The 7861-nt window shown below is 70.9% G+C and carries 8 protein-coding genes; 3 read left to right on the top strand and 5 right to left on the bottom strand.

Annotated elements, in window-relative coordinates:
• Positions 1-254: TrmH family RNA methyltransferase (locus K9U41_RS20570; protein ID WP_282642716.1), on the top strand; the 254-nt coding region annotated here is incomplete at its 5' end.
• Positions 255-318: 64 nt separating this feature from the next.
• Here the strand turns inward: K9U41_RS20570 and K9U41_RS20565 are convergent.
• On the bottom strand, positions 319-1035 hold the full coding sequence (locus tag K9U41_RS20565) for an MgtC/SapB family protein (RefSeq protein ID WP_282642715.1): 717 nt from the start codon (positions 1033-1035) through the stop codon (positions 319-321).
• Between the two features lie 145 nt (positions 1036-1180).
• Between K9U41_RS20565 and K9U41_RS20560 the strand changes: the two genes are divergently transcribed.
• Together K9U41_RS20560 and leuC are read left to right on the top strand one after the other, a co-directional pair.
• Entirely contained in the window at positions 1181-1351 is a 171-nt protein-coding gene (locus K9U41_RS20560) for a hypothetical protein (RefSeq protein ID WP_157048055.1), read from the top strand.
• A 105-nt stretch (positions 1352-1456) separates the two neighbouring features.
• Complete coding sequence (gene leuC, locus K9U41_RS20555) at positions 1457-2893, top strand: 3-isopropylmalate dehydratase large subunit (protein ID WP_282642714.1); 1437 nt, start codon at positions 1457-1459, stop codon at positions 2891-2893.
• Between the two features lie 253 nt (positions 2894-3146).
• On the opposite strand, the gene nadC is transcribed toward leuC, so the two are convergent.
• From nadC to K9U41_RS20535, 4 genes are read right to left on the bottom strand one after another with little or no spacing between them, the layout of a single operon-like run.
• Complete coding sequence (gene nadC / locus K9U41_RS20550; protein ID WP_282642713.1) at positions 3147-3998, bottom strand: carboxylating nicotinate-nucleotide diphosphorylase; 852 nt, start codon at positions 3996-3998, stop codon at positions 3147-3149.
• Between the two features lie 11 nt (positions 3999-4009).
• A complete protein-coding gene (locus K9U41_RS20545; protein ID WP_282642712.1) occupies positions 4010-5551 on the bottom strand; it encodes an L-aspartate oxidase in 1542 nt (513 codons plus the stop codon).
• Complete coding sequence (gene nadA / locus K9U41_RS20540) at positions 5548-6576, bottom strand: quinolinate synthase NadA (protein WP_282642711.1); 1029 nt, start codon at positions 6574-6576, stop codon at positions 5548-5550. Before nadA ends, K9U41_RS20545 begins: the two co-directional genes overlap by 4 nt.
• A gap of 58 nt (positions 6577-6634) precedes the next feature.
• Positions 6635-7564: an NUDIX hydrolase gene (locus K9U41_RS20535; RefSeq protein ID WP_282642710.1), complete on the bottom strand. Its 930-nt coding sequence runs from the start codon at positions 7562-7564 to the stop codon at positions 6635-6637.
• Between the last annotated feature and the right edge of the window lie 297 nt (positions 7565-7861).

Raw genomic sequence — 7861 nt, 5'->3', positions numbered from 1 at the left:
GGGCGGCGGCGGTGGACCTGCTGAAGGCGCGCGGCTTCGAGGTGGTGGCGCTGTCGCCCGCCGGGCGCGAGCCCTTGTCGCGGCTTTCGCGGCCGCTCCGCGTGGCGGCGCTGTTCGGCACCGAGGGGCCGGGTCTGCCGGACGCGGTGATGGCCATGACGCGCACCGTCGCCATTCCCATGGCGGCCGGTTTCGACAGCCTGAACGTGGCCACCACCAGCGGCATCGTTCTGCATCATTTGTCGGGGGTGTGAGGGCGCTCCGCGCCCATGCGGGCTGTTGCCCGCATGCCTTCACTTGGCCGGAGCACGGGACGCCTCACTCCTCCGTGGTGCTCTCCCAGGTGGCGTGGCGCACGCCGGGCAGGGCGGCGAGGCGGTCGGTAACCGCGTCCAGCTCGGCCGGCTCCACCGCCGTGCTCATGAGCTTGGCCACCAGCAGGGAGGTGTCGTCGCCGGCCGGGCCCTCGTCCACGTCGCTCACCGGATATTTCGCCTGCTCCAGCAGCTCGATGAGCTTTTCGCGCAGGTCGGGGATGGCGCCGGTCTCCACCGTCAGGCGCACCTCGTAGCTCACTTCCGAATGGCGCTCGTCCAGCGGGATGCGGTCGATGAAATTGGCCACCGGGCGCAGCAAAGTGTTGCCGGCGATGATGATGAAGGTGAGCAGCATGGCCTCCGCCAGCATGTCCGCCCCGGTGAAGCAGCCCACCGCCGCCGAGCACCACAGGGTCGCCGCGGTGTTGAGGCCGCGCACGTTGAGCCCTTCCTTCATGATGACGCCGGCGCCGAGGAAGCCGACGCCGGTGACCACGTTGGCCACCACGCGCATGGCCTCCTGGTTGCCGGCGATGCGGGCGGCGAGGTCCACGAAGGCGGCGGCGCCCACGGCCACCAGCACGTTGGTGCGCAGGCCGGCGGTGCGCTGGCGATACTGGCGCTCCGCGCCGATCAGCGTGCCGAGCACGAAGGCGGCGAACAGGCTCGCCACGGAATCAAGGAACGACCACAGTTCGAAGGTCTTCAGGAAGCTCACGCGGGTCCCCGTGCTGGGCTGGTTCCGGGCGCCTTCTTCCTCGCGTCCCGGGAGCGGGCGGGCAAGGGAAAAAGCCGGCCGAAGACGTTTTCACAGTCTCGCGCGCCGGATTGTCGCGGGGCGATGGAACTGCTACAAACCGCCCATGCATCATGCCTGTGCGCCTCTTTCGATCCTGAGCCGGGTGGCCCTCTGCGCCGCCGGCCCGTTCGCGCGCACGACCATGGAGTTTGCGGCGGTGCCGGATCATGTCCGCCTGCCGGGCCGCTTCTTCGGCCGCTTCACCACGGCGGCCTCGGCCCAGCTTCGCGGCTGACGCGCCTTTTCGTCTCGCAGTCGAGACAGCCCGCATTCCAGATACCGGCCCGGCCGCCCATCGTGCGCGCCGGCCTCTCCTCAGGACAGGACGCAAGACGCAGCCATGACCGCGAACACCGCACCCGCGAACGGCCCCCGCACCCTCTACGACAAGATCTTCGACGACCATGTGGTGGCGCGGCAGGAGGATGGCACCTGCCTCCTCTATATCGACCGCCACCTGGTCCACGAGGTGACCAGCCCCCAGGCCTTCGAGGGCCTGCGCATGACCGGGCGCACCGTGCGCGCGCCGCACAAGACGCTGGCGGTGGTGGACCACAACGTTCCCACCACCGACCGCACCCTGCCGAACCCCGATCCGGAGAGCGTGGCGCAGATCGCCGCTCTGGCGGAGAATACCCGCGAGTTCGGCGTCGAATATTATGACGGCTTCGACAAGCGCCAGGGCGTGGTCCATGTGGTGGGCCCCGAGCAGGGCTTCACCCTGCCCGGCACCACCATCGTCTGCGGCGACAGCCATACCTCCACCCACGGCGCCTTCGGCGCGCTGGCCCATGGCATCGGCACGTCGGAGGTGGAGCATGTGCTCGCCACCCAGACGCTGATCCAGAAGAAGGCGAAGAACATGCGCGTCACCGTCTCCGGGCCGCTGCCCGAGGGCGTCGGCGCCAAGGACGTGGTGCTCGCCATCATCGGCAGCATCGGCACCGCCGGTGGCACCGGCTACGTGATCGAATATGCGGGCGATGCCATCACCTCCCTCTCCATGGAAGGGCGGATGACGGTGTGCAACATGTCCATCGAGGGCGGCGCCCGCGCCGGCCTGGTGGCCCCCGACGAGAAGGCCTTCGCCTACCTCAAGGACCGCCCCAAGTCGCCCAAGGGCGCTGACTGGGACGCCGCCCTGCGCTTCTGGCAGACCCTGCGCACGGACGCGGGCGCCCATTTCGACGCCGAGATCCAGCTCGACGGCGCCAACCTGCCGCCCATCGTCTCCTGGGGCACCAGCCCCGAGGATGTGATCTCGGTGGAAGGCCTGGTGCCCGACCCGGCCCTCATCACCGACGAGGGCAAGCGCGCCGCCAAGATCCGTGCGCTGGCCTATATGGGCCTCTCCGCGGGCACCAAGATCACCGATATCACGCTGGATCGCGTGTTCATCGGCTCGTGCACCAACGGCCGCATCGAGGATCTGCGGCAGGCCGCCGCCATCGTCGCCGGCCACACGGTGAATGCGAACGTGAACGCCATGGTGGTGCCGGGCTCGGGCCTCGTGAAGGAGCAGGCGGAGGCGGAAGGCCTCGACAAGATCTTCCTCGCCGCCGGCTTCGAGTGGCGCGAGCCGGGCTGCTCCATGTGCCTTGCCATGAATGCTGACCGCCTCGCCCCGGAAGAGCGCTGCGCCTCCACCTCGAACCGCAATTTCGAGGGCCGGCAGGGCTTCAAGGGCCGCACCCACCTGGTGTCGCCGGCGATGGCGGCGGCGGCGGCCATCGCCGGCCGCTTCGTGGACGTGCGGCACTGGCCCAAGGCGGCCTGAGGGTACGGCGTGAGGGTTTTCTCAGCCTGTTGATACGGAACGGCCGGGCTCTCGCCCGGCCGTTTTCGTTTGGCGCGTCCCGTGTCCCGGCCGACTGCAACGCAGCGAAGCGCAGTGGAAGGAGAGCCGGGGCCCAGCGCAAAGACTCCTGCGCAGCAGGCGATCAACGGCTCCAGCAGAGGGGCAGGAAGCGCCTGCGGCGGCCCCTCACCCCCAACCCCTCTCCCACGAGGGGAGAGGGGAGCAACGCTTCTCACCCCACCCAGTCGAGGCCGATGTCGAGGATGGGGGCGCTGTGGGTCAGCCAGCCCACGGAGATGAGATCCACGCCCGCCGCCGCGATGGCCGGCGCAGTGTCGCGGTTCACCCGGCCCGAGGCCTCGGTGAGCATGCGCCCGCCCACCATGCGCACGGCTTCCGTGAGCGTCTGCGGCGTCATGTTGTCGAGCAGCACCGCATCGGCGCCGATGGTGAGCAGTTCTTCGAGCTGGGCGAGGGTGTCCACCTCCACTTCCACCTTCACCATGTGCCCGGCCCGCGCGCGCACCCGGCTCACCGCCTCGCGCACCGAGCCGGCGATGGCAACATGGTTGTCCTTGATGAGCACCGCGTCATCGAGGCCAAAGCGGTGGTTGGCGCCGCCGCCGGCCCGCACCGCGTATTTCTCCAGCGATCGCAGGCCCGGCGTGGTCTTGCGGGTGCAGACGATCTGCGCCTTGTGCCCGGCGATGGCGGCAACCAGCCCCGCCGTGGCGGTGGCGATGCCGGAGAGGCGGCAGGCGAGGTTCAGCCCCGTCCGCTCGCCGGTGAGCAGCGCGCGGGAGGAGCCTTCCACCTCCGCCAGCACCGTGCCCGGTGCCACTTGGGTGCCATCCGTGACGCGCGGGGTGAAGCGCACGGCGCCATCCAGCAGGCGGAAGGCGAGGCGGGCACAATCGAGCCCTGCCACCACGCCGGGCTGGCGCGCGGCCAGAACGAGGCGGCTCTCATGGCCGTGGGGCACCACCGCGTCGGTGGTGATGTCGCCGGCCCGGCCGAGATCCTCCAGCAGCGCGGCGCGCACGATGGGCTCCACCATCAGCTCGGGGAGCGGGTCGAGAGGCATGATGCGGTCCGTCAGCTGGAAGAGGCGAGGGCGAGGGCCGGTGCGGCGTGGCGGCGGGCCTCGGCAAAGGTGCGCTCAAGGCTGGTGCGGGAGCGCCGGGCCACGGCGGCGGGGGCTGGGAAATCCGTGCGCGCATGGGCGCCCCGGCTTTCTTCACGGGCCAGCGCCGACACCGCCATCATGAGCCCCACCCGGGCGGGGGCGGCGGCCGGTCCCGTCCCCTCCGCCAGCGGCAGCAGGCGGGCGATGGCGGAGGCAAGGCCCGAGCCGTCGCGGGTGACGCCCAGATGGCGCGAGACGATGGGGCGCACGGAGGTGGGGTCCGGCGCCGCCGGCAAATGCGCGGCCATGAGCCGGGCGGGGGCGCGGGCCGGGGTTGCCGCCACGCTCAGGGCGGCCGCGCGGCCGCAGACCACCGCCTCCAAAAGCGAATTGCTGGCGAGCCGGTTGGCGCCGTGGAGGCCGGTGGCCGCCACCTCGCCCGCCGCCCACAGGCCGGGAACGCTGCTGCGGCCGTCCGCATCCACCGCGATGCCGCCCATGTGGTAGTGGGCCGCCGGGCGGATGGGCACGAGGTCGGTGGCCGGGTCGATGCCTGCCGCGCGGCATCCGGCGGCGACCGAGGGAAAGCGGGTGGCAAAGCGCGCGCCGAGGCTGGCGCGGGCATCGAGGAACACCTCGCGGCCGGCCACCAGTTCCCGCCACACGGCGCGGGCCACCACGTCGCGGGGGGCGAGTTCCGCGCCCGGCACGGCTTCCAGCACGCGGCGGCCGGCGCGGTCGACGATGAGGGCGCCTTCGCCGCGCACCGCCTCGCTGATGAGGGAGAGCGGGCGGGCAGAGGTGGCGAGCGCCGTGGGGTGGAACTGCACGAATTCGAGGTCCGCCAGCTCCGCGCCCGCGTCGGCGGCGAGCGCCAGGCCCACGCCGAAGGACGAGGCGGGATTGGTGGTGTGCTCGAACAGGGCGCCCACGCCCCCTGTCGCCAGGATGAGGCGGCGGGTGCGCAGCACGGCGCCGCCATCGCGGCCGGCCACCAGCAGGCCGGCCACCGCGCCGTCCTCCATGAGGATGCGCCGGGCTTCCGCCTCCACCACGGTGATGGACGGGCAGGCGCGGGCGGCAAGGGTGAGGGCCTGCACCAGCGCGCGGCCGGTGGCGTCGCCATCCGCATGGACGATGCGGCGCCGGCTGTGGGCGGCCTCAAGGCCGAGGGCGAGGCTGCCGTCGGCGGCCCGGTCGAAGGCGACGCCGAGGCGTTCCAGCTCGGCCACGGCGGCGGGGCCATCGGCGAGGATGCGGCGGGCGACCTCCGGGTCGCACAGGCCGTCGCCGGCCATCAGCGTGTCGGCGAGGTGGAGGTCGGCATCATCGTCCGTGCCGACGCTGGCGGCCATGCCGCCCTGGGCCAGCGGGCTGGAGCCGTCCGCGCCCAGCGGCGCGCGGGTCACCAGCACCACCGGCTCGGGCGCGAGGAAGAGGGCGGCGGCAAGCCCGGCGATGCCGCCGCCGACAATGACGGGGCGGCCCTCCAGCCGCTCGAAGCCGGTCACAGCGCCAGCATCCGCTCCACCGAGGCGCGGGCGCGGTCCGCCACGTCCGCCGCGATGGTCACTTCGTGCAAATTGCCTTCCAGCGCCTTGCGGATGTTGGAAAGGGTGATCTTCTTCATGTGCGGGCAGAGATTGCAGGGCCGCACGAAGTCGATGTCCGGATAGTTCACGGCGACATTGTCGCTCATGGAGCATTCGGTGAGCAGCACCACGCGGGGCGGGCGCTTCTGCCCCACATAATCGCTCATGGCGGCGGTGGAGCCGGCGAAATCGGCTTCCGCCACCACCTCCGGCGGGCATTCCGGGTGCACCAGCACGGTGACGCCGGGATTGGCGATGCGCAGCTCGCGCACGTCCTGCGCGGTGAAGCGCTCGTGCACCTCGCACTGGCCGGCCCAGGAGATGATCTCGACGCCGGTCTCGGCGGCCACGTTCTTGGCCAGATACTGGTCCGGCAGCATGATCACCTTGGGCACGCCGAAGCTTTTCACGATGCGCGCCGCATTGCCCGAGGTGCAGCACACGTCCACTTCCGCCTTCACGGCGGCCGACGTGTTCACATAGGCGATGACCGGCAGGCCGGGATAGGCCTGCCGCATGAGGCGCACGTCCTCCGCCGTGATGGAATCGGCCAGCGAGCAGCCGGCGCCCTGGTCCGGGATCAGCACCGTCTTGCCGGGGTTCAGGAGCTTTGCCGTCTCGGCCATGAAGTAGACGCCGGCGAGCACGATCACGTCCGCATCCACCCGCATGGCCTCGCGGGCCAGTGCCAGGCTGTCGCCCACGATGTCGGCGACGCAGTGGAAGATTTCCGGCGTCTGGTAATTGTGCGCCAGGATCACCGCGTTGCGCTCGCGCTTCAGGCGCAGGATGGCTTCGGCATCCTGCGCGAAGAAGGCCCAGTCGGCGGGCGGCACCACCCGCCGGACGCGCTCATAGAGCTGTGCGGTGCGGGCGAACGCCTCCGAGAGGGCGGTCTCGGAAAGGCGGGTTTCGGCGAGGGCAGGCTGGGCGAGTGCGACCATTGTCTATACTCAGTTTGAGCATATGTCTGGCATATGCTTATACTGAGCATAAGCACTGTCAAGTGGGCGCGAGGGGCAATTTCGTTCCGGCCAGCGCCCGCTCCTCCACCACCGCATGGCGGAAGCGGAAGAGTTTTGCTGGCCGCCCAAGGCTTTCGGAGGTGGTGCCGCCGGTTTCCTCCACCAGTTCCTGTTGTTCCATGAGCCGGCGAAAATTCTGCTTGTGCAGGGTGCGCCCGGCAATGGCCTCTACGCAGCGTTGCAGCTGCAGCAAGGTAAAGGTGGGCGGCATCAGCTCGAACACCACCGGGCGATACTTGATCTTGGCCCGAAGCCGGGCGATCCCGGTGGCGAGAATGCGCCGGTGGTCGGCGATCATGGGCCGGCCGGCGCCGCCTTCCTCGCTGTGGCCTTCGCGGCGCAGGCGCTCGGCCACGATGCCGGCCTCGTACAGCATCTCGTAGCGCTGGAGGGTCAGTTCCTCGTTCCAGCGCGCGCCGTCGAGGGCGAAGGTGGCCGCCGCCCGCAGCCGCCGCTCGCTGCGCATGCCGGCGGTGGGCGCAGCCTCCGCCCAGGCGGCAAGGGCGGGCGCGAGCACCTTGGCGATCACCGGCGGCGGGCCGGCGCGGTGGTCCTCCCAGGGGAAGTATTCATACCAGCTGTGCCAGCCGGCCTCGGCCGCATCGTGCTCCCGGGTGAGGCCCAGGTAGGAGATGGAGATGGTGCGCGGCGCGGTGTCCGCATCGGCGCGGTCCTTGTCGGCGAAGGTGTAGAGCTGCTCCACATAGCCGAGCGGATGGTGGGTCTGCTGCTCCACCCAGTCGCGCAGGCCCTGCTGGAGCGAGCGGTGGGCCAGTTCGAACGGGCCGGAAGGCAGGGCGCTGCCTTTGGCCACCGTCATCACCCGCGGCGCGCCGGCGGTCACCGCCGCGAGCACGGCGATGAGATCCACGACAACGGATCGGCTGGCGCGCTGGGAACCCGGCATGATGCTCACGGCAGGGGGAAAGGCCTCGCGGGATAGCGATGCCATCCGCTGCGCCCCCGATAGCACGCCCACCGCGCGGGACGGAAGCGCGGCAAAAGGGGGAGAGGCTGGGGAGAGCGGGACGGCTGGCGTCGCGGCTGGAAGCTCTCAGGCCCGATGCCTGTTGTCTTGAAGCCCTGCCATCGCGACCGGGTGCAGGCGTGAACCCTCTCCCGCCCGAACGCGGCTTTTGCCGAGTTCGGTTCTCAAGAGCCGAAGCCAGAAACATCCGGCTTCGGCGCGGGGGAGGGCAGGGAG

Origin of the sequence: Xanthobacter autotrophicus (genome assembly GCF_029991245.1) — a bacterium.
Classification (GTDB): domain Bacteria; phylum Pseudomonadota; class Alphaproteobacteria; order Rhizobiales; family Xanthobacteraceae; genus Xanthobacter; species Xanthobacter autotrophicus_C.
This window is presented reverse-complemented; position numbering and strand designations above follow the sequence as displayed.